23 protein-coding genes are annotated in these 25,981 nt (G+C 63.0%); 14 read left to right on the top strand and 9 right to left on the bottom strand.

All coding sequences use genetic code 11. The annotated features are described in order from the left end of the window. Window positions 1-86 precede the first annotated feature (86 nt). The 3 genes from AS9A_RS16355 (at window position 87) to AS9A_RS16365 (ending at window position 3,973) form a co-directional block, all read left to right on the top strand. The gene (locus AS9A_RS16355) at window positions 87-1,025 is read left to right on the top strand and encodes an ABC transporter ATP-binding protein (protein WP_013808203.1); all 939 of its coding nucleotides are present in this window, start codon (window positions 87-89) and stop codon (window positions 1,023-1,025) included. After that, the gene (locus AS9A_RS16360) at window positions 1,022-2,587 is read left to right on the top strand and encodes an ABC transporter permease (protein WP_013808204.1); all 1,566 of its coding nucleotides are present in this window, start codon (window positions 1,022-1,024) and stop codon (window positions 2,585-2,587) included. Before AS9A_RS16355 ends, AS9A_RS16360 begins: the two co-directional genes overlap by 4 nt. 276 nt (window positions 2,588-2,863) lie before the next feature. After that, entirely contained in the window at window positions 2,864-3,973 is a 1,110-nt protein-coding gene (locus tag AS9A_RS16365; RefSeq protein WP_013808206.1) for a 3-deoxy-7-phosphoheptulonate synthase, read from the top strand. Here AS9A_RS16365 and AS9A_RS16370 read toward each other — a convergent pair. Genes AS9A_RS16370 through mca form a run of 3 tightly spaced genes read right to left on the bottom strand, consistent with a single transcriptional unit; the run spans window position 3,942 to window position 7,182 of the window. Beyond that, window positions 3,942-6,005: a thioredoxin domain-containing protein gene (locus AS9A_RS16370; RefSeq protein WP_013808207.1), complete on the bottom strand. Its 2,064-nt coding sequence runs from the start codon at window positions 6,003-6,005 to the stop codon at window positions 3,942-3,944. The genes AS9A_RS16365 and AS9A_RS16370 overlap by 32 nt on opposite strands. Beyond that, complete coding sequence (locus AS9A_RS16375) at window positions 6,002-6,244, bottom strand: hypothetical protein (RefSeq protein WP_041452096.1); 243 nt, start codon at window positions 6,242-6,244, stop codon at window positions 6,002-6,004. Before AS9A_RS16375 ends, AS9A_RS16370 begins: the two co-directional genes overlap by 4 nt. Window positions 6,245-6,279: 35 nt before the next feature. Beyond that, window positions 6,280-7,182, bottom strand: coding sequence for a mycothiol conjugate amidase Mca (mca, locus tag AS9A_RS16380; protein ID WP_013808209.1), 903 nt, complete (start codon window positions 7,180-7,182; stop codon window positions 6,280-6,282). A gap of 267 nt (window positions 7,183-7,449) precedes the next feature. Here mca and AS9A_RS16385 point away from each other — a divergent pair, with 267 nt between their 5' ends. Then, entirely contained in the window at window positions 7,450-7,878 is a 429-nt protein-coding gene (locus AS9A_RS16385) for a DUF4307 domain-containing protein (protein WP_041451159.1), read from the top strand. Window positions 7,879-8,108: 230 nt separating this feature from the next. After that, window positions 8,109-8,603 carry a transcription elongation factor GreA gene (greA, locus tag AS9A_RS16390; protein WP_013808212.1) on the top strand — a complete coding sequence of 165 codons (495 nt, stop codon included), beginning with the start codon at window positions 8,109-8,111 and terminating at the stop codon, window positions 8,601-8,603. A gap of 56 nt (window positions 8,604-8,659) precedes the next feature. On the opposite strand, the gene AS9A_RS16395 is transcribed toward greA, so the two are convergent. Together AS9A_RS16395 and AS9A_RS16400 are read right to left on the bottom strand one after the other, a co-directional pair. Next, entirely contained in the window at window positions 8,660-9,226 is a 567-nt protein-coding gene (locus tag AS9A_RS16395) for an NADPH-dependent FMN reductase (protein WP_041451160.1), read from the bottom strand. Window positions 9,227-9,273: 47 nt separating this feature from the next. Further along, window positions 9,274-10,446: a cystathionine gamma-synthase gene (locus AS9A_RS16400; protein ID WP_013808215.1), complete on the bottom strand. Its 1,173-nt coding sequence runs from the start codon at window positions 10,444-10,446 to the stop codon at window positions 9,274-9,276. A 79-nt stretch (window positions 10,447-10,525) separates the two neighbouring features. Between AS9A_RS16400 and AS9A_RS16405 the strand changes: the two genes are divergently transcribed. The 5 genes from AS9A_RS16405 to AS9A_RS16425 are packed head-to-tail and all read left to right on the top strand — an operon-like array spanning window position 10,526 to window position 14,909. Further along, on the top strand, window positions 10,526-10,831 hold the full coding sequence (locus AS9A_RS16405; RefSeq protein WP_013808216.1) for a hypothetical protein: 306 nt from the start codon (window positions 10,526-10,528) through the stop codon (window positions 10,829-10,831). A 41-nt stretch (window positions 10,832-10,872) separates the two neighbouring features. Beyond that, on the top strand, window positions 10,873-11,499 hold the full coding sequence (locus AS9A_RS16410) for a TetR/AcrR family transcriptional regulator (RefSeq protein WP_013808217.1): 627 nt from the start codon (window positions 10,873-10,875) through the stop codon (window positions 11,497-11,499). A gap of 26 nt (window positions 11,500-11,525) precedes the next feature. Next, complete coding sequence (locus tag AS9A_RS16415) at window positions 11,526-13,148, top strand: acyl-CoA dehydrogenase family protein (protein ID WP_013808218.1); 1,623 nt, start codon at window positions 11,526-11,528, stop codon at window positions 13,146-13,148. Next, entirely contained in the window at window positions 13,145-13,912 is a 768-nt protein-coding gene (locus tag AS9A_RS16420; RefSeq protein WP_013808219.1) for a crotonase/enoyl-CoA hydratase family protein, read from the top strand. Before AS9A_RS16415 ends, AS9A_RS16420 begins: the two co-directional genes overlap by 4 nt. Continuing rightward, on the top strand, window positions 13,896-14,909 hold the full coding sequence (locus tag AS9A_RS16425; RefSeq protein ID WP_013808220.1) for a crotonase/enoyl-CoA hydratase family protein: 1,014 nt from the start codon (window positions 13,896-13,898) through the stop codon (window positions 14,907-14,909). Before AS9A_RS16420 ends, AS9A_RS16425 begins: the two co-directional genes overlap by 17 nt. 49 nt (window positions 14,910-14,958) lie before the next feature. On the opposite strand, the gene AS9A_RS16430 is transcribed toward AS9A_RS16425, so the two are convergent. Beyond that, window positions 14,959-15,900 (bottom strand): sugar-binding transcriptional regulator, encoded by a 942-nt coding sequence (locus AS9A_RS16430; RefSeq protein ID WP_013808221.1) that lies wholly within the window; start codon window positions 15,898-15,900, stop codon window positions 14,959-14,961. A 143-nt stretch (window positions 15,901-16,043) separates the two neighbouring features. On the opposite strand from AS9A_RS16430, the gene tkt reads away from it, so the two are divergent. Next, window positions 16,044-18,191: a transketolase gene (gene tkt, locus AS9A_RS16435; protein ID WP_013808222.1), complete on the top strand. Its 2,148-nt coding sequence runs from the start codon at window positions 16,044-16,046 to the stop codon at window positions 18,189-18,191. Continuing rightward, entirely contained in the window at window positions 18,166-19,311 is a 1,146-nt protein-coding gene (tal, locus tag AS9A_RS16440; protein WP_013808223.1) for a transaldolase, read from the top strand. The genes tkt and tal overlap by 26 nt, the downstream gene beginning before the upstream one ends. Here tal and AS9A_RS16445 read toward each other — a convergent pair. The 3 genes from AS9A_RS16445 to AS9A_RS16455 all read right to left on the bottom strand — a co-directional run bounded on the left by AS9A_RS16445 (window position 19,274) and on the right by AS9A_RS16455 (window position 23,735). Then, window positions 19,274-21,382 carry a molybdopterin-dependent oxidoreductase gene (locus AS9A_RS16445; protein ID WP_013808224.1) on the bottom strand — a complete coding sequence of 703 codons (2,109 nt, stop codon included), beginning with the start codon at window positions 21,380-21,382 and terminating at the stop codon, window positions 19,274-19,276. The genes tal and AS9A_RS16445 overlap by 38 nt on opposite strands. Window positions 21,383-21,528: 146 nt before the next feature. Beyond that, window positions 21,529-22,914 carry an FAD-binding oxidoreductase gene (locus tag AS9A_RS16450; RefSeq protein WP_013808225.1) on the bottom strand — a complete coding sequence of 462 codons (1,386 nt, stop codon included), beginning with the start codon at window positions 22,912-22,914 and terminating at the stop codon, window positions 21,529-21,531. Window positions 22,915-22,922: 8 nt separating this feature from the next. Next, window positions 22,923-23,735, bottom strand: a complete 813-nt coding sequence (locus tag AS9A_RS16455) for an SDR family oxidoreductase (protein WP_013808226.1) — start codon at window positions 23,733-23,735, stop codon at window positions 22,923-22,925. A 167-nt stretch (window positions 23,736-23,902) separates the two neighbouring features. Between AS9A_RS16455 and AS9A_RS16460 the strand changes: the two genes are divergently transcribed. Further along, window positions 23,903-24,706: an EamA family transporter gene (locus tag AS9A_RS16460; RefSeq protein WP_013808227.1), complete on the top strand. Its 804-nt coding sequence runs from the start codon at window positions 23,903-23,905 to the stop codon at window positions 24,704-24,706. 104 nt (window positions 24,707-24,810) lie between these two features. Then, the gene (locus AS9A_RS16465; RefSeq protein WP_013808228.1) at window positions 24,811-25,974 is read left to right on the top strand and encodes an acyl-CoA dehydrogenase family protein; all 1,164 of its coding nucleotides are present in this window, start codon (window positions 24,811-24,813) and stop codon (window positions 25,972-25,974) included. Window positions 25,975-25,981 lie beyond the last annotated feature (7 nt).

The raw sequence follows: 25,981 nt of genomic DNA on the forward strand, positions 1-25,981 counted from the left end.
TCTGACAGTCACTTGCAGTTTCTCAACGCGTGCCGTACGTTTATTTAGACAGTCACTGTCATTTGGCAGCTACTATCAGGAGTGCAATGAACGGCGAATCTCCCAGCGCACTGAATGTGAGCGCGCTCCACAAATCTTTCGGCCACGCACAGGCGCTGCGCGGCCTCGACCTCGATGTGCCAGCGGGAACAGTGCACGGGTTCCTCGGCCCCAACGGTGCCGGAAAGTCCACCACGATCCGGGTGCTCCTCGGCCTTATACGGCGTGACAGCGGCGAGGTCACCGTACTTGGCGGTGACCCTGTCAAGGACGCGATGGAGATCCACCGCCGAACCGCTTACGTACCCGGCGATGTCGCACTGTGGCCTGGCCTGACCGGTGGCGAGACGCTCGACATCATCGCCCGCATCCGTGGCGGCTTCGACGCTCAGCTGCGCGCCGATCTCATCGAACGCTTCGCCCTCGACCCGACGAAGAAGGTGTCGAGCTATTCCAAAGGCAACCGCCAGAAGGTCGCATTGATCGGCGCGTTTGCCGCCGCCGCGGAACTGCTTATTCTCGACGAACCCACCACCGGCCTCGATCCGCTGATGTATGCGGTTTTCGCGGACTGCGTGCGCGAGGCAGCGCGTCGTGGGGCGACAGTGCTGCTGTCCAGCCATATCCTGAGTGAGGTCGAGCAGCTCTGTGACGCGACGACCATCATTCGTGACGGCCGCACCGTCCAGACAGGTTCGCTGCGCGAACTGCGGCATCTGACACGCACACACATCTCGGCGCACACGCAGCGGCACCCCGGTGCGCTCGACAGATTCAGCGGAGTAACAGGGCTGCGCGTAGACCGCGACGGCGCCGGCTTCGCCGTTCAGTGCGACGCGGAACCTGCGGCACTGTCCTCGGTGGTCGCCGAACTTGGCGCGGCAGACGTGCGCGAGCTGACGTGCGCACCGCCCACGCTTGAAGACCTGTTCCTTGCCTACTACTCCAGCGACGCTGTCGCCGACCCTGAAGGCTCACTGCGATGACCGGTACGGCTTCAGTCACCTCGCTCCTGATCCGCACCAACCGCATCCGGCTGGCGGTGTGGACAGTTGCTATTCCTGCGCTCCTTGCCTTCGGAGCCTTATCCGTCAAAGCGCTCTATCCGACAGTTGCCGATCGCGAGTCGTACGCGGCGATGGCGCAACTCGTGACAGCACAGATTGCGTTCAACGGACCGCCCGCGGCCCTCACGACACTCGGAGGCATCGTCGTATTCGAAGCCGGATGGCTCCTGATGCTTGCGGTCGCCGTGTGCAGCATACTCATCGGTGTCCGCGTCACTCGCGGCCAGGAGGAAACCGGAACGCTGGAGTTGCTCCGCTCCGGCCGGGTATCACGCGGTGCCACTCTGCTCGCGGCCGCGCTCGTACTCGGTTCGCTCCTCGCGGTCATCGCGGTCGCCTCTGGCGCGGCTCTCATCGCGACCGGTACGGCTATTACGGGTGCCCTGATCTATGCTGCTGCCCTCTTCTGCGTGGGCGTGTTCTTCGGCGCCGTCGCCGTCAGCGCCGCTCAAGTCACCGCGCAAAGCCGTGCTGCTTACGGTTTGGCGTTCGCGGTGCTGGGCACCTCATTCGCGTTCCGGGCCGCCGGAGACGCCGGAGGTAACACCCTTTCGTGGCTCTCGCCGCTGGGATGGGCGCAGGCCTCAGAACCGTTCGGCGCGAACAACCTTTGGCCCTTGCTGCTCCTTCTCGCGGCAGCGATCGGGATAGCGGGTGGCGCGTGGATGCTCAACCAGCGTCGCGACCTTGGCGCCGGCGTGATCGCCCCAAGGCCCGGACGGGTAAGCGCCTCAGCCTTGGCGTCCTCACCTTTGGGTCTGCAGTTGCGGCTGGCGCGGGCCACGATTCTTGCTTGGTCCGCAGGCATCGCAATCATGATGGTCGCATTCGGTTCAATGGCGACAACCGCCGAGGATTTCGCGGCAAGCTCGGACGGGACAGCTGAAGTGATCGCGGCATTCGGGGGGACCTCCCTGACCGATGCGTTCCTAGTCTTCTCGATCCTCGTCCTCGCGATTCTGAGCGCAGGATGTGCCCTATCTCTGACGATGCGCGTGCGTGCCGACGAAGACTCCGGACGCATCGCTGTGCTCGCCACCGCGCCCGTGCGGCGAACCACTATCTTTGCGGGTTATTTACTCAGCGCGCTCAGCGCCGCGCTGCTGTTGCTGGCATTCGGTTCGCTGATGCTCGGCGTCGGTTACGCGGTGGGAACAGGCGACTGGACGATCGTTGGCGGAGTGGTGGGAAGCGCGCTCGCTCACTTCCCCGCTATCGTCGCGCTCGCAGCCGCAGCTTTGGCACTGGCCGCGATCAGGCCTGAGAGCGCATCAGTTGCGTGGGCTGTGTACGCGGTGACGGCGACAATCGCGTTGCTCGGGCCTGCCTTCTCCCTTCCCGGGTGGGTGGCGAATCTTTCCGTGTTCGAGCACGTGCCTGAATACCCTTCGCTCGCGTGGCCCCTCACTATCGGCGGACTGGGATGCCTACTTGTCGCTGTCGCCCTGGGTGTGTTCGAGCGCCGTGATCTACGTACGTGACGGCCAGTCGTGTGAGAACCGCAATACCGGGAGAGAACAGTTCCCGCGTGACGAATACGTAACCCTGCGTTATCCTCACTAGCGTGAGTTCAACCAGATGGTATTGGCGCTTTACACCGGCTCCGGGTGGAGCTGGTGGTCGTCTGCGCTGACCATCACCAATCAATCCGGGGCCCAGAAGCAAGCGGTCAAGAACCGCTCGCTCAAGTCCGCTAGTCGGCGGGCACCGGGATGAACTTCCGCGCGTGGCCGCCGTGATCACCAGAAAGGCCACTCGTGACCACCCATATCGATGAGCACGCAAGCAAGCATGCCTCATCCGCCACGCCCACTCTCCATCCGACGAGCAATCTGCACGTCCGCTCGATGGCAGCGCTTCCGTCGCCCCGTCAGCTCCTAGATGAACTTCCACTTGGTGACACGCGCGCGGAACTCGTCGAGAGCAGCCGAATGGACATTCGTACCATCGTTTCCGGCGCTGACGATCGCCTGCTCGTCGTCACAGGCCCCTGCTCGGTGCACGACCCCGCCGCAGCGCTGGACTATGCGTCAAAGCTCGCGCCTCTCGCTGCACAGTTCGAGCAAGAACTGTGCGTCGTGATGCGGGTGTACTTTGAGAAGCCGCGCACCACGGTTGGCTGGAAGGGTCTCATCAACGACCCCGACATGGATGAAACCTATGACGTGCCGCGCGGTCTGCGCCTCGCCCGTGAGGTCCTGCTTGGCGTTCTCGATGCGGGCCTTCCGGTTGGTTGCGAGTTCCTGGAACCGACGAGCCCGCAGTTCATCGCCGATGCTGTGAGCTGGGGTGCGATCGGTGCCCGGACCACCGAAAGCCAGGTTCACCGGCAGCTCGCGTCAGGGCTGTCCATGCCGATTGGCTTCAAAAACGCGACCGACGGTGACATCCAGGTGGCTATCGACGGCTGCCGGGCAGCCAACGCAGCGCAGGTTTTCTTCGGATCGGATTTCGATGGGCGGGCAGCTCTCGTCTCGACGACCGGTAACCCTGACACGCACATCATTCTTCGTGGTGGCAGGGGCGGCCCCAACTACCAGGCGACAAACCTGGAAACGGCGACGGGGCTGCTCAGCAAGGCACAATTGCCCACACGGTTGATGGTGGACGCCAGCCACGCGAACTCAGGTAAAGATCATGTCCGGCAGGCAGGCGTTGCCGGGGAAATCGCTGACATGATCGCGGGGGGCACGGATGAAATATCCGGCGTCATGCTGGAAAGCTTCATCGTCGGCGGCCGCCAGGAGCCGGGTCCTGGACCGCTGGTATACGGCCAGTCCGTCACCGACGCATGCATGGACTTCGAGACCACAGAAGGCGTGCTCGAGCGTCTCGCTAACGCTGTCCAGAAGCGCCGTCAGCAGTAGACGAAAGCGCTGCAACCAGCGCCGGAACGTCAACGACTGGCCGATCGCACACGAACCCGCGGCATACGTACGCCGCGGGTTTGTTGTCGACTGGGGGCCGGTCGGCGAGCAGCGGCGATGAGTCCGCCTCCCCCGCGACGATTACCGCACCGCCGGGCGCATGGTGGCGTGCCGCGTCAAGCAGGTCGCTGCCGGAACCCGAAGGCAGTGAGATAGCAACCTGGATGGGGCCGTGCAGAGAAGCCTCGGCGAGAGCAAACCAGTTCCCCGCCGAGCGCGGTGCACGAGCCAGTGCGATAGCCGCGCGCTGCAGCGACGAAGCAGAAAGTTCCGCGTATGTGGCCGCCCGGTCCGGTTCACTGAGAGCTGCCAGCGTCACCAGCGCGTCAGCGAGCAGCGATGCGCCTGACGGGGTGGCGCCGTCAAGGGGATCACGTGGCCGCGCAATCAGCACTTCGGCATCATCCGCGGTGTCAAACCAGCTTCCTGGCGCCTGCGGGTCGGCGAAGTGCGTAACAGCGGTGTCGACAAGCCCCGTCGCGGCCTGCAGCCAGCGCGCCTCGCCCGTCGCCTGAAACAGTGCAAGCAAACCTGCCGCGAGACCCGCATAGTCATCGAGCGCACCCACCGCTTGACCAACGGCACCGCCCAGAGACGCCCTGCGGAGCCGCCCATCAACGAGGTGCAGGTCGAGCAGAAGCTCAGCCGCCCGCTTCGCGGCGATGATCCACTCGGGGAAACCGAGTGCCGCACCGCCCTCCGCCAGCGCGGTGATCGCGAAACCGTTCCATGCCGTCACGACTTTGTCGTCACGATCAGGCTGGGAACGCGTCCGTCGCGCTTCGAGTAGCGCAGTCCTGACGCGGTCAAATCGCACCATGTCGTCAGGATCCTGGAGCAGCTGGAGCACAGACTGCGATCCCTCGAACGTTCCGGTGGTGCCCACCCCGAACACCCCTGCAGCCCACAAACCCTCTTCGAGCCCGAGGGCATCGATCAATTCCTGCGAAGTCCACACATACGTGAGACCTTCAACGCCGTCGGTGTCCGCGTCGAAGGCTGACGCGAACCCGCCTTCCGCTGTCCTTAGATCCCGCAGAAGGAACGCCGCAGTTTCCACCGCAACACGCTTGGCGAGTTCCGACCCCGTTCGCCGCGCATAATGCGCGTAGAACCGCAATAGCAGCGCGTTATCGTACAGCATCTTCTCGAAGTGCGGAACGACCCACCCGGCGTCGACAGAGTAGCGGGCGAAACCACCTGCGAGCTGGTCGTAGATACCTCCGCGCGCCATCGCCTCCGCGGCGCGCTCAATCGTCGGAAGGTGACGGCCCGTTCGCTCGTAGTGACGCAAAAGCCCCTCGAGCGTCGCCGATGGCGGAAACTTGGGAGCGCCGCCGAAACCTCCGTGCTCGGTGTCTTCATCACTGACGATGGCATCGGCAACTTTGTCCAGAATGCCTGCGGTGATTTCGACCTCCGCCGTGGGGAGTGGATCGGCGTTGCGCTGCAGTGCATCCTGCACCGAACCGGCAGCCTGATCCACCTCGGCGCGTCTCGTGTGCCACGTCTCCGCGATCGCGTGCAGCACCTGGGTGAAGGAAGGCATCCCGCCGCGTGGCTGCCGCGGGTAATACGTGCCGCAATAGAAAGGCCGGCCGTCGGGGGTAAGGAAACACGTCATCGGCCAGCCGCCGTGCCCCGTCATCGCCATTGTTGCGTTCATGTACACCGAGTCCAGGTCGGGCCGCTCTTCACGGTCAACCTTGATGCACACGAACTCGCGGTTCATGACCTGTGCTGTCGCATCGTCCTCGAATGACTCGTGAGCCATGACGTGGCACCAGTGGCATGCGGCGTAGCCAATGGAAAGCAGGATCGGGACGTCTCGTTCGCGCGCCCAATTGAGTGCTTCTTCGCCCCATTCTTGCCAATGAACCGGGTTGTCCGCGTGCTGCCGCAGGTAGGGGCTAGCTGACTGCCCCAGCCTGTTCTGGTGGAGTTCGGAATCGTCGCGCCGGGGCGCCGTCACGAACCCTGCCCGGACTGAATTCCGCCACGGTCGGTGCCTTCATCGGCTTCCTGATCGGGCTCGGGATTTTCCGGCTCGAAGGTTTCTGGGAGCCTTCGAAGATGTTTATTCATGGACCGCAACAGAAACACCATCGATGCCATCAGCACGAGAATAACGACAAGCCCGATCGGTGACGCTTTCCCGAACTCCGGTCCGGTCGGCACAACCGCATCTTGCGCGATGATCAGTGCTGGCATCGCGCTCAGAGTGAGGAGACCGGAAAACTGCGTGGTCACGATCGCTCGTTCTCCTTAGAGGTCGTCTCATCGCCGGATGAAATACCGGTAAATAGATCAGTTTCCGGAATTGCTGTCTTTACCCGCGTGGCCGCTAGTTCAAACTCTTCCGTCGGCCAGAGGCGCTGCTGCATCTCCAATGGCACCAGGAAGAAGGGCCCGTTCGGATCGACCTGGGTAGCATGCGCGCGCAGCGCCTCATCACGGACTGGAAAGTACTCGCCGCATGTGATTTGCGTCGTCACGCGGCCCATGATGTCACCCTGCCGAGGCTTCCAGCTCTTCAGCCACTCTCGGAACGGGCTAGGTTCGCCGCGCGACTCGAAATCATCCTGAAAAATCTGGATACGATCACGGAGGAAACCGTGGACGTAATAGATCTTGAGTGGCTCCCACGGCTTACCTGCGTCGGGGAACTGTTCCGGATCGCCCGCAGCCTCGAACGCAGCCATGGAAACCTTATGGCACATGATGTGGTCGGGATGCGGGTAGCCACCGTTCTCGTCATACGTGATCATGACGTGGGGCCGGAACTCACGAATCACCTTAACCAGCGCTTCGCTCGCGACGTCGACGGGAACGAGCGCAAAACAGCCTTCCGGGAGCGGTGGAAGCGGGTCGCCTTCCGGCAGACCGGAGTCCACGAATCCGAGCCACCTGTGCTGCACACCGAGAATCTCGGCGGCGCGGGCCATTTCTTCCTTGCGGACTTCCGAGATGCGCTGATGCACGCCGGGGGTGTCCATGGCTGGATTGAGAATGTCACCCCGCTCACCACCCGTGAGGCTGACGACCATCACATCGTGGCCCTCTTTGGCGTAGCGCGCCATCGTGGCTGCGCCCTTGCTCGATTCGTCGTCGGGGTGAGCATGAACCGCCATGAGCCGAAGTCCGCCCACGTTCTCTCCTTAACTCTCCCCGTTGCACCACTCGGGCACGCACCATTCTGGTACAAACTCGCCCTGCCGTTCTACCACGTTACGGCAGCGGAACGACAACGCTAAGTCCGTCCCCAGGCCAGAGTGCGGTGATCCTCACTTTTCTGGCTCGCAGGCAGTGGCCGTTTCGTCTCCGCCGGCACAACGCAGCTATCGTGACTAACAGAGTAAGCGGCGGCCGCGGGAGCGTCACGCCGTGGCCGTCGACACCTCCCTTGAACGGATGTCATGAGTACTTCGCGACCAGCGCCCCTTGGCCGCTACCCGTCCGACCGGTCCGGACGCCGCATGCCCCGCTGGGCAGTAGTCGCACTCGCCACCGTTTTCGTCACCGTCCTCGGCGTCGTCGTCTACCTGGGCTATCGGCCACTCGTCAGCACGCCGATCACGGCCGAGCGTCTTGGATTCGAGATCCTCGACGAGTCAACTCTGAAGATTCGTTTCAAGGTGACCCGGGACGAGCCAGGGCAAGAGGTCGTGTGTGTGGTGCGAGCTCGCTCACGAGACGGTTCGGAAACCGGCCGGCGGGAAATATACGTCCCGCCGTCGGACAGCGATGCTGTAGAAGTAACCACGCACATCACCACTTCCCAGCCGCCGGGTATGGGCGACGTCTATGGATGCAGCGCGGACGTTCCCGCTTATCTGACGCGGTAGAACAGCGATGAGATTCGCGAGCCTTCGTTAACGCGCACTTCGCTTCGTATTACCGCGCTCGCTACCGCGGCGACGTGTATCCTGGCTCATACACGGCTCCACATGGGGCCGTGTATGCGCATATGTGGGCAAAACGCCTACCAGGCATGGCGGGCAGCAAAATGGCTGACCCGCCCGGCTTAGGCTGTGCGCTCGAAGCGCCAGCCGCAGTATATAAGGAGTGACCGACCATGACCGACACTAAGGTGACCTGGCTGACCCAGGAGTCATACGACAGGCTCGATCGCGAACTCCAGACGCTCATCGCCAATCGACCTAAGATCGCCGCGGAGATCAACGCGCGCCGCGAAGAAGGAGACCTGCGAGAGAACGGCGGTTATCACGCCGCTCGTGAAGAGCAGGGACAACAGGAGGCGCGCATCCGCCAACTGCAGGAGCTTCTGAACAACGCGAAGGTCGGCGAGGCGCCGAAGGAGTCAGGCGTCGCACTTCCGGGTTCCGTCGTCAAGGTCTACTACGACGGTGACGAATCGGATACCGAGACGTTCCTTCTCGCGACACGCGAGGAAAGCACCTCGAGTGAGCAGCTCGAAACGTATTCTCCGAGTTCGCCGCTCGGTTCGGCACTGCTCGACGCGAAGGTGGGCGACACCCGCGAGTACAAGCTTCCCAACGGCGGCACAATGACCGTCACGTTGCTCAGCGCGGAGCCTTACCAAGGCTGACAGCCGAGATAGTTAAGCGGGCAGCCCCGGCACCAAACGCCGGGGCTGCCCGCGTTTCACAGCTCATCCTTGTTGGCGATAAGCGCCTGCAATTCTTGCCACGCTTTGATGAGCACATCTGACTCCCGATCGACAATCGCCGCCGCGTCCTTGAGCCGGTCGTCGTCGCCATACGCGTCACGCAACGCGATGTTGACGCGTGTTTCGGCAAGCTGCATCCCGACCCGGCCGAGCACCTGGAGTAACTGCTCGTAGCAGCGTTTCCCTCCCCCGCCGCCATAGCTGATGAGCAGCGCGGGCTTGTCCTTCCACTCCTTGTACAGGTAGTCGACCGCATTCTTGACTGACGCCGGGTAACCCCAGTTGTACTCGGGTGTCAGAATCACCACTGCCGACGAACCGGCAACCTGTTCGGACCATCGTTTGGTGTGCTCATGCTCGTATTTGCCAAGAGCCGGCATCTTGGGCTCATCCAGGAATGGAAGCGCGAGTTCGCGCAGATCAACCATGGTGATCCGCGCATCACCCGCGTCCTCGAACAGCTTGACGATGTGTTCACCAAGCTGATCACCAACTCGAACCGGCCGGACACTGCCAACTATGAAGAGAACGTCGCCACTCATACTCCGCGACCCTAGCCGACCGGTCCGTCCAATTCACTAAGTCGTCGCTAGCCCAGTGCCTGTTCCAGATCGGCGATCAAGTCCTCAGCGTCTTCGATCCCCACAGACAAGCGCACCAGGTCGTCGGGAACCTCAAGGAGCGAACCGGCAGTTGATGCGTGTGTCATGGCGCCAGGGTGCTCAATGAGCGATTCGACGCCGCCGAGCGATTCAGCGAGCGTGAAGACTTTGGTTCGCGCGCACATGTCGAGCGCAGCGGCGCGCCCGCCCTTGAGTCTGATCGAGACCATCCCGCCGTACCTGCGCATCTGCTTCGCGGCGACATCGTGACCGGGATGCTCCGGCAGGCCCGGATAGAGGGTGCTTGAGATCGCGGCATGCCCGGAGAGGTAGTCCACGACCTTCTCCGCATTGTCGCTGTGCCGGTCCATCCTCACGGCCAGCGTCTTGATGCCGCGCATCGTCAAAAAGACATCGAATGGCCCGGGAACGCCGCCCGCTCCGTTCTGCAGGAAAGCCACCGCAGCGTCGAGTTCCTCGTCATCGGTAATCAGTGCGCCGCCCACGACATCGGAATGTCCGCCGAGGTACTTCGTTGTCGAGTGGAGCACAACGTCGGCGCCGAGAGGCAGCGGCTGCTGGAGGTATGGCGACGCGAAAGTGTTGTCCACGACGAATTTCGCTTGTGCTTCGTGCGCTATCTCCGCGATCGCGGTGATATCGCCGACGTTCAGCAGCGGGTTGGTGGGTGTCTCGATCCACACCAGTTTCGTTTCCGGGCGAATTGCTGCGCGGATCGCATCAAGGTCGGTGATCGGCGCCGGCGTGTAGCTGATGCCCCACAACGTGAAAACCTTGTCGATCAGGCGGAACGTGCCCCCGTACGCATCGTTCGGGATGACGAGGTGGTCGCCTGGACGCAGCGTCGCACGCAGCAGCGCGTCTGTTGCAGCCATTCCTGACGAGAAGGCACGGCCGTAAGTTCCCGCCTCGATCGCGGCGAGGTTGTCTTCTAGCGCCTTCCGTGTCGGATTCCCGGTCCGCGCGTACTCGTACCCGCCGCGCATTCCGCCAACGCCGTCCTGCGCGAAGGTAGAACTCGCGTAAATCGGCACATTCACCACGCCGGTTTGCGGGTCCGGGTCGAATCCCGCATGGATCGCAGTGGTGGAGAAACCTGCTTTTTGCCCCTGGTCGGCGCCGCCTCGCTGCACAGTCATGTTCTACAGCGTAGTGCGCTTTTTCGCCGCGGCGTTAAGGTCACAGAGGTAGGTCACATGTCAACGGTTGGGGGCAGCAGTGCAGTTCCGCAGAATCGCCGTCTACGTCGGCCTTGTGGTCGCCGCCGCGCTAGGTGTTCTCATCTACGGCGCGACGACGGTCCCCGACGGGTGCGAGATCGCCGATCCGTGCGGCGACACATCACGTCGCATCGTGTCGATCGGACCACCTGCCATCATGCTTCTGGGCGCCTTTGGCGCCGTCATTGGCACCTTGCGGACATGGTCGGCAGGCGCCGACTGGCGCCGCTGGTTCGGGGCGTTCTGGTTCTGCCTGGTCCTCATGCTCGTTTTCGTCGCGATGGCAGGGACGCTTACCAGGTAGCAATGAATTGAAGTTCATCCCTTGACGCAAGGTGTGAACTGGTGTTCACTCCTTATATGGCATACCGGCAAACTGATGCAGTGAAGGCGCGCCTGGCCCAAACCCGGCAAGACATCATCGCGGCTGCAACAAGTTTGATTCACGACGCCGGATACGCCGGGTGCACCATGACAGCGGTCGCCGAACGTGCGGGCGTGGCGACCGGGACGCTCTACCGCTTCTTCCCCAGTAAAGGCGAACTCTTCGCCGAGGTCTTCCGGATGACGTGCGCGAAGGAGGTCGCTGCGGCGTCCCATGGAGCTGCCCAACATACCGCGTCCCGCGATTTCGAATCCGCGATCCTCGCTGCCGCGGAAACATTCTGCACACGCGCGCTGCGCGCCCCCCGCATGGCCTATGCGCTGCTGGCAGAGCCAGTGGATCCCCTCGTCGAAGCGGAGCGCCTGAGCTTCCGCTCGTCCTATACCGACTTGTTCGCGACAGTTGTGCGTGCCGGCATCGCCGTCGGCCAGCTTCCCCCGCAGAATCCCCGCCTCACCGGCGCTGCCATCGTCGGCGCCATCGGCGAAGCACTTGTTTATCCCCTCGGACACAGCTCGCCTGCGCCTGAAGTGATTCCCGACGTGCTCGCTTTCGTTCGCCGCGCGCTCGGCGCGCCACACCCCTAAACTCACTCCTCAGCAAAGGCGCTGCCATGCCCACACACTCAGTCTTCAACCAGGTTCCGCCCCTCGCCGGTTACAACCCCGCCGACTATCCCGTCATCGCTGATGTGCTCGCTCAGGCAGGTGCACGAGGTGCCCTCGCGGAACTGCACGAAGTCGGCGCACTCGCAGGCAGCGACGCCGTGATCGAGCTCGGCGACCTCGCTGAAGCCCACCACCCCGTCCTCAAAACGCACGATCGATACGGCAACCGAATCGACGAAGTCGTCTACGACCCGAGCTATCACCAGCTCATGCGGTACGCCACGGGCTTCGGACTCCACGGCTCACCATGGTCCGAGGACCGGCCGAACGCCCACCTCATCCGCGCAGCGAAAATGCTCATCTGGGGGCAGGCAGATCCTGGCCACCTCTGCCCTATATCCATGACGTACGCGGTGATCCCCGCACTGCGCACCACCCCAGATCTCGCCAGGCACTACGAGCCAGGACTGACAGCGAAGGAATACGACCCCGGCCTTCGTGCGCCGCTGTCCAAACGCGCACTGATAGCCGGCATGTCGATGACGGAGAAACAGGGCGGATCCGATGTTCGCGCCAATACAACGACCGCGGTTCGGCAATCTGACGGCACCTACCGGATCACCGGGCACAAATGGTTCACGTCAGCCCCGATGTCCGACCTGTTTCTGACGCTCGCACAATCGGACGCAGGAGTGACATGCTTCCTTGTGCCGCGTGTCCTGCCGGACGGCACCCGCAACGCCTTCTCCCTCCAGCGTCTCAAGGACAAGCTGGGCAATCGGTCAAACGCGTCCAGTGAAGTCGAATACGACAACACCGTCGGGTTCCTCGTGGGCGAGGAAGGCCGCGGCGTCCCCACCATCATCGAAATGGTCAACATGACCAGGCTGGACTGCACCCTCGCGACCGGCACCCTGATGAGGGTGGGCGTCCAGCAGGCCGTCCATCACGCGGCGCACCGCAAAGCCTTCGGCAATTACCTCGCCGATCAGCCGTTGATGCAGAACGTACTGGCTGACCTCGCCGTCGAAGCGGAAGGTGCAACGCTCGCCGGCCTCTGGCTCGCCTCACTGGTCGACAATTCGGACGAACGTTCGCGCGCGCTGCGGCGCATCGGGCTCGCGGTGAGTAAGTACTACGTCTGCAAACGCGGCCCCATCCACGCGGCAGAAGCCCTCGAATGCCTCGGCGGCAACGGTTACGTCGAGGAATCGCGGATGCCGCGGCTCTACCGCGAGGCACCGCTGCTATCGATCTGGGAAGGATCGGGCAACGTCGCAGCGCTTGACATGCTCCGCGCCCTCGCGAAACAGCCAGACACCTTGTCGGTTTTCTTTGACGAGATCGAGCAAGCTTCTGGCTCTGACCATGTCCGCACTGCCCTCGCTGACCTGAAATCCCAGTTCAGCGACTTTGACACGCTGCAGTACCGCGCACGGCATGTCGTTGGCCGCATGGCACAAGTGCTCCAGGGCGCACTGCTCGTCCGGTACGGAAATCCTGCCGTCGCCGAGGCATTTACGCGCAGCAGACTAGGCGGTGAGCACGGTAACGTCTTCGGAACACTGCCTACCGGGATCGATACCGGAACGATCATCGACCGTGCGACACCGAAGGTGTCGGCATGAGCATCACCGTCAGCAAGCGCGGCCCCGTCACCATCGTGACGATTGACCGGCCCGACGTCCGCAACGCGATCGACCATCATCATGCGCGAGAACTGACCGAGGCGTTCCACGAGTTCGATCGTGACGACACCGCATCAGTTGCGATTCTCTACGGTGCTGGCGGGACCTTCTGCGCAGGTGCCGACCTCAAAGCAGTCGCACGAGGGGATGTGCAGATTTCCCAGCCGCACGAGTATGGGCCCGCTGGCATGGGACCCACGCGGCTGTTGCTGAGCAAGCCCGTCATCGCGGCCGTCGAGGGCTACGCTGTCGCCGGCGGACTCGAGCTGGCGATCTGGGCGGACCTCCGCGTCGCGGACCCTGCCGCGGTGTTTGGCGTGTTCTGCCGACGGTGGGGAGTGCCGCTGATCGACGGCGGCACCGTGCGCCTCCCCCGGCTGATCGGCCACTCACACGCGCTGGACATGATCCTGACTGGCCGAGCTGTGGAGGTCGAGGAAGCGTTGCGCATGGGACTCGTAAACCGAGTCAGCGAACCCGGCAACGTTCTCGACACCGCGATCGATCTGGCCAGCAAGATAGCTGCTTTCCCGCAAACCTGCATGCGTCAGGATCGATTGTCCAGCTATGAACAAGAGTCACTCACCCCGCAGCAGGCCCTGGTCAACGAGTGGCAGCGGGGCATGATCTCTATTTCTGCCGATACCTTCACAGGTGCTGGAAGGTTCGCTTCAGGGGAGGGCCGACATGGAAACTTCGCATAACGGTGATGCTTTCGGCAACAGACCCGCGGGATGGCGAGAACCGTCCAACGGGCTCTATGAAGGCAGACCGGAGCCCGCCGATGAGGCCACCTACCCCACACTGACCTACACGCGCGACGGACGCATCGCGCGAATTACCTTCAACCGTCCAGAGCGCGGAAACGCCATCACCGCCGACACCCCACTTGACCTCGCGCACGCCATCGAACGTGCAGACCTCGATCCGCGGATCCACGTCACGGTCGTGTCGGGGCGCGGGAAAGGTTTCTGCGGGGGCTACGACCTCGGTATCTTCGCTGAAGCGGGCTTTCAGGCCGAATCTGGGCAGCACACCGAGGGAACCGTGCTCGACCCAGTTGTGCAGGCACGCAACCATATTCCAGGCAACACCTGGGATCCCATGGTCGACTACGCCATGATGAGCCGCTTCAACCGTGGGTTCTCCAGCCTGCTCCACGCCAACAAGCCGGTCGTCGCGAAGCTGCACGGCTTCTGCGTTGCAGGCGGAACCGATATCGCGCTGTACGCCGATCAGATCATTTGCGCGGATGACACGAAGATCGGCTATCCGCCAACCCGCGTGTGGGGCATTCCCGCCGCCGGAATGTGGGCTCACAGGCTCGGCGATCAGCGCGCGAAGCGACTGCTGCTCACTGGTGATTGCCTCACTGGGAAGCAAGCTGCGGAATGGGGGCTTGCAGTCGAATCCTGCCCCGTCGAGAACCTGGACGAGCGGACGGAAGCGTTGCTGGAACGCATCGCCATGATGCCCATCAACCAGCTGATCATGGCGAAGCTTGCACTCAACAGCGCACTGATCGCTCAGGGAGTCGCAAACTCCACCATGATCAGCACCGTCTTCGACGGTATCTCGCGCCACACCCGCGAGGGGTACGAGTTCCAGATGCGGTCAATGACTGAGGGTTTCCGGCACGCCGTGCGTGAACGTGACGAAGCGTTCGGGGACGGGAAAACAGAGTCGCGCTCCGACCGATGATCGTTGCGCCCACCTCGCAGCGACAGAACAAAACCCGTCCATTCGACGTCTACTCCTCCAGCAACCGCGCGGCCAGGGCAGAGTCAGTCACGAGCGAGTCGATCAGGCCTGACGCCAGCGCGGCGCGAACCGCGCCGGTTTTCCGCCCGCCTCCCGCAATACCGACAACCTCAGGAATTCGACGCAACCCTGCTGCGTCGATAGAGATACATTGCTGCTGGACGTCATCAACAACCCGGCCTTGGCCATCGATGAGGATGGCACCAATGTCGGCCACGACGCCTTTGTCTTCCAGCGCGTTCCGTCGCGCCAGCGTGATTCCCAAGTTGTCGTAGAACTGCGAATCGGGAGGATCCCAGCTGCCGATCGCCACGAGCGCGACGGTTACTCGGTCGAACTGCCTAAGAGTCTGGGCGACGTCATGCTGACGGCGAATCGCCTCCGCCGCAGCGATGTCGGATGCAATCAGTGGCGCGTACAGCGTCCACGCGCGACCGTGCGCGACGCTGCTCACACGCCGGATAACCTCTACGCCCGTCGCATGCACCGGCCCCGCGACGCCAGCGAGTTGCACGACCTCCCCGATCGCGAACGACGACAGCGCCTGGCCGAGCTGGTTGAGGGTTCGCCCGGCCGTTAAGCCGAGAATGTCGTCCGGGCCCGCGATCTCTCGCAGCAAGTCGGCCCCGACGCGGCCGAGTTGTTCCTGAACTGCATCCGGCAGTTCCGTGGGCGTTCGCACAACCACCGCACGTTTAAGTGCGTACTGCCGCTGAAGAGCAGACGACCTCTCATCGTCGATCGGTCCTGGAACCGCGATCTCAAACCGGATAATTCCCGAGTTGATGGCGTCATCGAGGAGCCGCCCGACCTTGAACCGGCTGAGGCCGAGTTCCTCAGCAATCTCGATCCGGGTTTTTCCTGCTACGAAGTGCTGCCGAGCGATATGTGCGAGCCGGACAAGCTCGTCGGGTCCCATGCCTGACGCCATTCGGCAATCCTATCGTGCTCATATGAGCACAATGGTTGCACATATGATTCCCCCACCAACATACTGAAGTCGCCGCGAGGCTCAGCGACAGGCTTCTCCACACACAAGGCAGCCTCGCCCGCTCACCCCAGAAAGGTCTCTTGATGACATCCCCCGCCGATATCCCGGCGCTGACAGCGCGAAACGTCCCCACAGACTGGACGGCTGTGGAGACTCACACGGTCGACACCGCGCGTGTGCTCGCCGCCGACGCGGTTCAGAAGGCCGGGCACGGACACCCCGGGACTGCAATGTCCCTCGCGCCCTTGGCGTACACCTTGTTTCAGCGTGTGATGCGGCACGACCCCGCGGATCCCACGTGGGCTGGCCGCGACCGATTCGTTCTGTCCTGCGGGCACTCGTCGCTCACGCTGTACATCCAGCTCTACCTCGCTGGATACGGCCTCGGACTCGACGACCTCAAGTCGCTGCGCACGTGGGGATCTCTCACCCCGGGACACCCAGAGCTGCACCACACGGCAGGTGTGGAGATCACGACAGGGCCACTCGGGCAGGGCCTGGCGTCCGCAGTCGGAATGGCAATAGCCGCGCGGCGTGAACGTGGATTGTTCGATCCGGTTCCCGCTGCTGGTGAATCCCTGTTCGACCACTTCATTTACGTCATAGCTTCAGACGGAGACATCGAAGAGGGCATCACTGCGGAAGCTTCGTCTCTCGCTGGACGCCAGCAACTCGGCAACCTCATCGTCTTCTACGACGACAATCAGATCTCGATCGAAGACGACACGAGAATCGCCCTCAGCGAAGACGTCGCGGCGCGCTACGAAGCGTACGGCTGGCACGTGCAGAAGGTCGACGGTGGCGAGAACGTCGCGGGCATCCTCGATGCCATCACTCGAGCACAGGCTGAAACATCACGCCCATCCTTCATACAGCTGCGCACCGTGATCGGCTATCCCGCGCCGAAGCTAATGAACACCGGCAAAGTCCACGGCGCCGCGCTCGGCGAAGAGGAAGTCGCGGCGATCAAAAGGACACTCGGCTTCGACCCGTCGGAGTCCTTCGAGGTGGGCGATGCAGTCCTCGCGCATACACGCTCAGTCCGCGACCGCGGAGCCGCCGCGAAGACCAAATGGCAGCATGCCTTCGACGCGTGGGCAGCCGACAACCCGGAGCGTAAGGCACTGTATGACCGTCTCTGCAGCCGGGAATTGCCCGACGCATGGGCGAGCGTCCTGCCTTCGTGGGAACGCGACGCGAAAGGGATGGCAACACGCGCCGCTTCAGGCAAAGTTCTGTCAGCGCTCGGAACCGTACTGCCCGAACTGTGGGGCGGTTCCGCGGACCTCGCCGAATCAAATAACACCACCATCGCCGGTTCGGATTCATTCGGGCCGGCTGCAGCGGAGACGAGGCAGTGGAAAGCTCAGCCCTACGGCCGGACACTGCATTTCGGGGTTCGCGAACACGCAATGGGCGCAATCCTGACGGGCATTGCCCTTCACGGCCCGACCCGGCCGTACGGCGGCACTTTCCTGACTTTCTCGGACTACATGCGCGGCGCAGTCCGGCTCGCTGCAATAATGGAAGCCCCGGTCACCTATGTGTGGACACACGACTCGATCGGTCTCGGCGAGGACGGCCCGACCCACCAGCCAGTCGAACACCTGGCTGCGTTGCGGGGCATACCCGGCCTGGCCGTTGTCCGGCCTGCTGACGCCAATGAAACCGCATTCGCGTGGCGGGCGATCATCGAACGCCAAAGCGACTGGCACGCCGGACCAGTCGGGTTGTGCCTGACCCGACAGGCAGTCCCCGTCCTCGCTGACACCCACTACGACGGGGTGCGCCAGGGCGGATACATTCTCGCCGACGCCGACGGTGACCTCGACGTGATCCTGATCGCGACGGGCAGTGAGGTCCAGATCGCACTCGCCGCTCGCGATGCACTACACCGCGAGGGAATTGGTGTGCGTGTCGTTTCCATGCCGTGCGTCGAGTGGTTCGATGCGCAGGATCCGGATTACATCGACTCGGTACTGCCACCGTCCGTCGATGCGCGCGTCTCCATCGAGGCTGGCATCTCCCAGCCCTGGTGGCGCTTCACCGGGCGCCTCGGACGAACCGTCTCCCTCGAGCACTACGGAGCCTCAGCCGATTTCACAACCCTGTACCGCGAATTCGGCATCACCGCCGAGGCCGCGGTGGCTGCCGCGAAAGAGTCGCTCGCAGCTATTGACACTTCATCGAAAGGAACCTGGAACAATGACTTCCGTACTGCCCGCGTCTGACGCACTCTCCCGACTCTCCGCCCATGGCGTTTCGCTCTGGCTCGACGACCTCTCCCGCGGACTTATCCGCTCCGGCCGACTCGCGGAACTCGTAGCGACACGCAACATCGTCGGAGTGACGACGAATCCCACAATCTTCCAGGCAGCGATGTCCGACGGACCTGCGTATCGGGAGCAGCTGACCGCGCTCGCAGCCGCAGGCGCCAGCGTCGACGACACGGTTCGTCAAATCACAACCGACGATGTCCGCGAGGCCGCGGATGTCCTTGCTCCGGTCTTCGACGCAACTGGCGGTGTCGATGGCCGCGTCTCGCTCGAAGTCGATCCCCGCCTCGCTGATGACTCGGAGGCCACGATCAAGCAGGCCCTAGAGTTGGCACGCCTTGTCGACCGCCCGAACCTGATGATCAAAATCCCGGCAACCCTCGCGGGCCTGCCGGCCATTACCTCAGTGATTGCAGAGGGCATCAGTGTCAACGTCACACTGATCTTCTCGGCGCAACGTTACGCACAGGTAATGGAGGCGTACTTCGCTGGACTCGAGAGTGCTCATGCGAACGGGCGCGACGTGTCCACCATCCACTCAGTCGCGTCATTCTTCATTTCGCGCGTCGACACCGAAATCGATCGTCAGCTGAAGGAGATCGGCTCGGCTGAAGCAACAGCACTGCTGGGCAGGGCCGCGATTGCCAACGCACGCCTCGCCTATCAGTTGTATGAAGAAACGTTCGCTACCAGGCGGTGGGCTGATCTGGCTGCCGTAGGCGCGAACAAGCAGCGTCCGCTGTGGGCGTCTACCGGAGTCAAAGACCCCGCCTACGACCCGGCGCGCTACGTGACCGAAATCGTCGCGGCCGGCACGGTGAACACCGCACCGCTGGCCACGATCGATGCTGTCGCCAGCCAGGGCACAATTGCCGGCGATACCATCACGCCGAACTACTCGTCTGCTGCTGAAGACATGGAATCGCTCGCCGCGCTCGGAATTGCCCTTCCCGACGTCTTCGAGTTGCTGGAAAAGCAGGCCGTTGCGAAGTTCGAGCAGTCGTGGGAGGCGCTGCTCGGAGAGGTCCGCAAGAATCTCACTGTGCCGCAGTCACGCGCACCGGAACGCCACTGAAAGCCGCGTTTCCGCTGACATCGAGCAACTCCGGGTCAGTGAGATCGTTGATCGACACCCCCGGCAGTTTCTCGGCGTTATTCAGGTGGTTCACGTTTTTTGCGGCGTGGCCGTATCCGTGCGGCAGTGAGACGACACCCGGCATCATGTCGTCAGTAGCCTGAACTTCCACGGTCACCTCACCGACGCGCGACGTCACAGTGACCGATTCGCCGTCGATGAGGTTACGAGCAGCGAGGTCCTGCGGGTTGATCAGCAACTGGTGCCGCGGCCTGCCTTTGGTCAGCCGTTCTGTGTTGTGCATCCAGGAGTTGCAATCCCGCTGGTGGCGGCGGCCAATCAGCACGAGGTCGCCCTCACTCGCGACGGGTACTTCCGCGAGCCGATGGAGGTCATCGAGCAGCAGCTGCGGCGCGAGCTGAATGCGCTTGTCCTTCGTCCGGAGACGCCCCGGCAGGACAGGCCGCAGCGGGCCCAGATCGATTCCCTCGGGATGTGCTTTCAGCTGCTTGAGCGACAGTTTGCGTTGGCCCGTTCGCAGCAGGCCGTCCACGGTCAGGGTCGGCGAGAGCCTCAAGCGCACTTCCATCGTGAGCCGTTTTGCAAGCGTGGGCTTACGCTTGCGCCGATGGATGACACCCAGGGCCAGGTCTCGGAAAATTTCCCAATCATCGCGCGCACCTTGTGGTTTGGGGAACAGGGCTGGCGTGAAGCGGGCAGTGTTCCGCACCGCAAGCAGATGGAAGACGAGGTCGTAGTGGTTTCGCTCCAGCGCGGATGTGGGCGGAAGAATAAGATCGGCGTGCTGGGTGGTTTCGTTGATGTAGTAGTCGACGGCAACCATGAAGTCCAGGCTCTTCAGGGCATCCCCCAGGCGCTTCCCGTCCGGGGTCGACAGCACAGGGTTCCCCGCGATGGTGACGAGTGCCCGGACCTGACCGTCACCGGGGGTGAGGATTTCGTCTGCCAGCGTGGAGACGGGTAATTCGCCGCCGGCTTCGGGGAGCCCGCGGACGCGGCTGCGCCATTTGTCGAAGTGACCACGTGACAGCAGCCCACGTTCGATGAGGTCGATGGCTGGTTCGGTGAACATCGCGCCGCCGGCGCGGTCGAGGTTGCCGGTGAGGATGTTCAGGCACTGCACCGCCCAGGCGCAGATTGTCCCGAACGCCTGCGTGGACACTCCGATGCGGCCGTACGCGGCCGCCGCCCCGCTTTCCGCAAATTCGCGTGCGACGCACCGAATAACATCAGCGGAAACGCCAGTAATTTCGGCGGCTTTGTCCGGCGTAAAGCCGTCCACCGCGGCGCGCAGGGCATCCACGCCCTCGGCATGCAGCGGCGGCGTGGTAAGCCCTTCGGTGAAGAGCACGTTGAGCATCGCTAGCAAGACGAATGCGTCAGTTCCGGGGCGAACGAAGTGGTGCTCGGTCGCCACTTTCGCGGTTTCCGTACGCCGAGGGTCGAAAAGCACGATCTTGCCGCCTCGTGCTTTGAGTTCACGCACGCGCTTCGGGAAGTCGGGGACGGTCATCAGACTGCCATTGGACGCCATTGGATTCGCTCCGAAAACCAGGAGGAAATCGGTTCGGTCGACGTCGGGGACGGGGATCAGCAGCTGATGCCCGTACATCAGGTGACTGACCAGCTGATGGGGCAACTGATCCACTGAGGTTGCGCTGTACGTGTTCTTCGTGCGCAGCGCGCTCGCGACCTGTGTGCCGTGTGTCATCGCACCGAGGCTGTGCACGTTGGGATTGCCCAGGTAAACCGCGACCGCATCGTTTCCGTGGTTGTTCTGAACGTCAGCGAGCTTCGTCGCGGCGAGCTTCAGCGCTTCCTTCCAGCTGATGGGCTCCCACTCACCTTGCGACGTTCGGCGCACCGGGTTTCTCAGGCGGTCCGGGTCGTCGTAAATGTCCTGCAGTGCGACGGCTTTCGGGCAGATATGTCCGCGAGAAAGTGGATCATCGGGGTTTCCGCGCACTGAGACGATGCGTCCGGCGTCGATCGTGTACTCCAGGCCGCAGATTGCTTCACATAGATTGCAGACACCCAACTGCTTTCGCATGTGCTCAGTGTCGCACCCTCCTGCGGTGCCGCGACTGGAAGGGACACTTTTTGTGAGCACAGTCAAAACGTACGTTTCGGCCGGGAATCTGTACCGTTGACACGCCCAGAAAAAGCAACCCCACGAGTAGTGCCCGCGTCGGCCGACTACAGAATCGAGCCGGGATTCAGGATCCCCTGCGGATCGAGCGCCTCTTTAATACGTCTGGTCAGAAGCATGACGTCGTCTCCCACTTGATCCGGCAGCCACGCCTTCTTCAGGCGGCCGACACCGTGCTCACCAGTGATGGTGCCGCCGAGCGCGATCGCCAGATCCATGATCTCACCGAAGGCGAGGTGAGCCCGGTCCGTCATGTCGGCATCCGCAGGGTCGTGCACGATCAGCGGATGGGTGTTGCCGTCCCCCGCATGCGCGATCACAGCCACGGTGACATCCCGATTAGCCGCGATCTTCGCGATCCCGCTGAGCAGCTCCGGAAGCGCTGGGATGGGCACGCCGACATCTTCGAGCAGCAAGGGGCCCTTCCGTTCAACCGCCGGGATCGCGAATCGGCGCGCCGCAGTGAAAGCCTCGCCTTCATCCTTGTCATCCGTGGTGAAGACTTCAGTGGCGTTGTGCTGGCCGAAGGCTTCGGCGATGAACTCCGCCTCGCGGGTGCGGTCCGCGCCGGGCGAATCGGACTGCGCAATCAGCATCGCTTGTGCGTGCCGGTCAAGCCCCATTTTCAGCGCATCCTCGACAGCATTGATGGAGGTCTGGTCCATGAACTCCAGCATCGCTGGCCGCAATACCCGCGTCACCGCCAGAATCGACGCCGTCGCGTCGTCGAGGGAAGAGAAGGACGCAACAACTGTGCTCGCTGGAGGCTGCGGCGGGATAAGGCGAAGAGTGATCTCCGTGATAATTCCGAGCGTGCCTTCGCTGCCGACGAACAGTTTGGTCAATGACAACCCCGCAACGTCCTTCAGCCGGGGGCCACCTAAACGTACCGCCGTACCGTCGGCCAGAACGACCTGCAGGCCGAGGACGTAATCGGTCGTGACCCCGTACTTTACGCAGCAGAGCCCGCCCGCATTCGTGGCGGCATTGCCGCCAATCGAGCAGATCTCGAACGACGACGGATCCGGCGGATACCACAAGCCCTGCTCGGCAACAGCACGCTTGACTTCGGCGTTCAGCAGACCGGGTTGCACAACCGCGATGCGAGTAACCGGATCGACGTCGATTCTGCGCATCTGCTCCGTCGTGAGAACCACCCCGCCGTCGACAGCCGTCGCGCCCCCGGACAGCCCCGAACCTGCCCCGCGGGGGACGACCGGAATCCGGTGCGCCGACGCCCATCTCATCACCGCTTGAACGTCCTCGGTGCATGTTGCGCGGATAACGGCACGGGGGCGCCCCGCGCCGGGATCCTTGGCCCAATCACGCCGATACGGCTCGGTGACGTCCGGGTCCGTCAGGATCGACGCATTGGGGAGCTGCGTCTGCAATTCGGCGAGCAACTCGTCACCCAGGTTGTCCATGCCGGTCATGCCGCCTCTCATTCTTTGGGCGAGCCAGAAAGCTTCTTCTGATACCACCGCATCCCGCCGATCCACCGGTCGTGGTCAGCTGACTTCGCGCGGTACATCTCCAGCACTTCGGGGTGCGGCAAAATCAGGAACGTCCCGGTGCGAATGCCCTCGAGCACCGCGTCGGCTACGTCCGCCGGATCAAGGACGGCACCAGCAGTGGTAACTGCCTTGTAAGCGAGTTCACCCTCGTCACCACCGAGTTGGGCGTCGTTCAGCAGGTCCGTGTTGACTCCCATCGGACACACGCAGTGAACACCAATGCCGCGATCGCCATACGTCACCGCCAGCCATTCAGCGAATGCCACCGCGGCGTGCTTACTGACGGAATAGGGCGCCGAACCAAGCTGGGTGAGCAGGCCGGCCGCGGAGGCAATGCTGACGAAATGCCCGCCGCCGTTGGCGAGCCACTTCGGGATCAGTATTTTCGCTGCCCTGATGTGCGCCCGCACGTTGACGTCGAGGGAAAGGTCCCAGACTCCTTCGGACGCGTCGAGGCCACCTGGCCCAATGACGCCCGCGTTTGCGACGAACACGGAGACGGGCCCGAATTCTCTCTCGGCGCGATCACAAAGCTCCCGGAGGAAGCTTCCGTCCGAAACGTCACCTTCAGCCGCGAAAGCCGAGCCCTTCGGGAGATCGTTCACGACCTCGGACGCGGCCGCTCCGTCCAGATCCGCGATGACGACCTTTGCTCCCTCTACGCTCAGAGCCCGAGCGATAGCGGCCCCGATCCCTTTTCCCGCTCCGGTGACAACCGCGACTTCGCCGTCAAAATCCATGAGTTCACAGTACGGCGCGCCGTGGGCACGTGCGGCCCTCCAGCACGGCCGGCACTATAAATCCCATTTGCTCGCGCATCGACACCTCAGTGAAAGTGGTGCAGGTGAGCACACCCCCGGTTCCGTCCCAGGACGCAACCCGAAATCGCCTGCTGCCGCCGGCGCTGATGCTGGTCAGCGGCACGTCCATGTACGTCGGCGCGGCGGCCGGTGTCTTCCTTTTTAGCTACATCGCACCTGCTGGCGTCGCCTGGCTGCGCATCCTCGGTGCGGCGCTGATCTTGCTTGCTGTCGTTCGTCCCGCCCGTACCGCGTGGCAAGGTCGCGCGTTAGTACTCGCCGCCGCTTTCGGGACTATCACGGCGCTCATGAACATCAGCTTCTACGAGGCGATCGCGCGGCTGCCATTGGGAACGGCAGTGGCTATCGAGTTCCTGGGTCCGATTCTGGTCGCTGCCTGGGGGTCTCGGTCGCTGCGTGACGTTGTGGCTCTGCTCGTGGCCGGCGCAGGGATAGTGCTGATCGCGGATGTGCACCTTGCGGGTTCTCCGCTCGGAATTGTGTTCGCGCTGCTCGCGGCACTGTGCTGGGCGGGGTACATCATTCTTGGTAAACGCGTCGCGGGGGCGGGGACCCCGCGTGAGAGCCTGGCCGTCGGCTTCACCGTCGCGGCGGTCCTGACGTCGCCATTCGCGCTGACGATTGTGCTGTCGTGGCAGCCGGACACTCCTTTGCTGCCGGTGCTGACGCTGGGCCTTGCCCTCGGTCTCTTCGCGAACGTCATTCCGTACGGGCTGGATCAGGTGATTCTCCGGAAAGCCGGACAGGCCTATTTTGCGGTTCTGCTCGCGTTGCTGCCGGTGTCCTCTGCGGTCATCGGCTGGCTGATTCTCGATCAATCTCTCGCTCCCGCGGAAATCGTCGGCATCACCGCCGTCGCCCTGGCTGTGGCGCTTCGCCGGCCAGGCTAACCCGTCCCAAATCCATCTGCGCAGGTCAACAAAACTGGCGAAAAACCAGGGGTTTCGTTGACATGTGCAGATGGATTTCGGGGGGAACGGTGTAGATATAGAGCATGACGTCGCTCAATGAACTGTTCGCCCTCGACCCACTGCTCAACGAGGAAGAAAGAGACATCCGAGCCACGGCGCGCGAGTTCGCGAACCGGCATCTCCGCCCCCACGTCGCTGAGTGGTATGAGGCGGGCACCCTTCCCGCGCGAGAGGTGGCGAAAGAGTTCGGGAAGCTCGGCATGCTCGGGATGCACCTGCACGGTTACGGGTGCGCGGGTGTATCTGCGACCGCGTACGGCCTGGTCTGCCACGAAATTGAGGCTGCTGACGCGGGCCTGCGCAGCCTCATGTCGGTGCAGGGTTCGCTCGCGATGTACGCGATCTACGCCTACGGCTCTGAAGATCAGAAGCAACAATGGCTCCCAGACATGGCGCGCGGCGAGAAGCTCGGCTGCTTCGGGCTCACCGAACCGGACTTCGGGTCAAACCCTGGCGGCATGCGCACCCGTGCGCGCAGGGATGGCGACGATTGGCTCCTCAACGGGTCGAAGATGTGGATCACGAATGGCACGCTCGCCGACGTCGCGGTCGTGTGGGCACGCACGGAAGACGGCATACGTGGATTTCTCGTCCCTACCGATACGAGGGGCTTTGAAGCTCACGAGATGAAGCACAAACTGTCGTTGCGCGCCTCTGTCACGGCGGAACTTTCGTTCGACGATGTGCGACTGCCCCACGATGCTGTCCTACCCGAATCGAAGGGCCTGAAGTCACCTCTCGGGTGTCTCTCCGAGGCGCGGTTCGGGATTGTTTTCGGTTCGATGGGGTCCGCACGAGACTGCCTGGAGACGGCGATCGGTTACGCGAAGTCACGCGAAGTATTCGACAAGCCGCTGGCCGCGTATCAGCTGACCCAGGCGAAGCTCGCTGACGGTGCGCTCGAATATGGGAAAGGAATGCTGCTCGCCCTGCATCTGGGCCGGCTGAAGGACGCCGGGCAGATCACCTCTGAACAGGTCAGCATCGGGAAGCTGAACAACGTACGCGAGGCCCTGGAGATCGCGCGTACCTGCCGGACGATCTTGGGCGCCAATGGCATCACGCTGGAGTATCCGGTGATGCGTCACGCCTCCAACCTCGAGACTGTCCTCACGTACGAGGGGACGTCCGAGATTCACCAGCTCGTCGTCGGCCAAGCCCTGACGGGCGAGAATGCCTTCCGCTGATTCAGCA

The sequence above is a fragment of the Hoyosella subflava DQS3-9A1 genome (assembly GCF_000214175.1).
Lineage (GTDB): Bacteria > Actinomycetota > Actinomycetes > Mycobacteriales > Mycobacteriaceae > Hoyosella > Hoyosella subflava.